We start from the raw sequence: 552 nt of genomic DNA, 5'->3' as shown, positions 1-552 counted from the left end.
GCTCGATTTGCGTGAACGTGTTGTGCGGTTTGTCGAGGCTGGCCACTCGCGGCGTGCGGCGGCGGCACATTTTGGGGTGTCGGTTTCGTTTGTCGTGATCCTGATGAGGAACTATCGAAAGACCGAGAGCCTGGCGCCCAAGGCCAGCGGTGGCCGCCGCCATTCCAAGCTCGACCCGCATCGTGCGTTCCTGCTTGGCCGTGTGGCCGAGAAGGATGACATCACCATGCCGGAGCTTGCCGCCGAACTGGCCGCTGCTACAGACGTCCAGGTCGCTCCTGCCTCGATCTCGCGCTGGCTCATCAGGAATGGCTATCGCTTCAAAAAAAACGCTGCTGGCCAGCGAGCAAGATCGTCCCGACGTCAGCAAGGCGCGGCAGGAGTGGCAGACCAGGCGCCAGCCGCGGATGCGGCTTGAGCCACATCGGCTGGTGTTCATCGACGAAACCGGAACCACTACGAAGATGACACGTCTGCGCGGCCGCTGCCTAAAGGGCCAACGGCTGCGCTCAAAGGCACCGTTCGGGCATTGGAAGACGCAGACCTTCATCG

Annotated in this window: 1 protein-coding gene; it reads left to right on the top strand. The window is 62.5% G+C overall.

What is annotated here, in order from left to right; all coding sequences use genetic code 11:
• Window positions 1-418 (top strand): helix-turn-helix domain-containing protein (locus tag NKI67_RS33830; protein WP_352649183.1); only part of this gene is annotated, 418 nt, incomplete at its 5' end.
• Between the last annotated feature and the right edge of the window lie 134 nt (window positions 419-552).

The organism is Mesorhizobium sp. M0408 (assembly GCF_040321495.1).
Taxonomy (GTDB): Bacteria; Pseudomonadota; Alphaproteobacteria; order Rhizobiales; family Rhizobiaceae; genus Mesorhizobium.
Note: the sequence above shows the minus strand (reverse complement) of the source record. Positions and strands in the feature narration are given on the sequence as shown.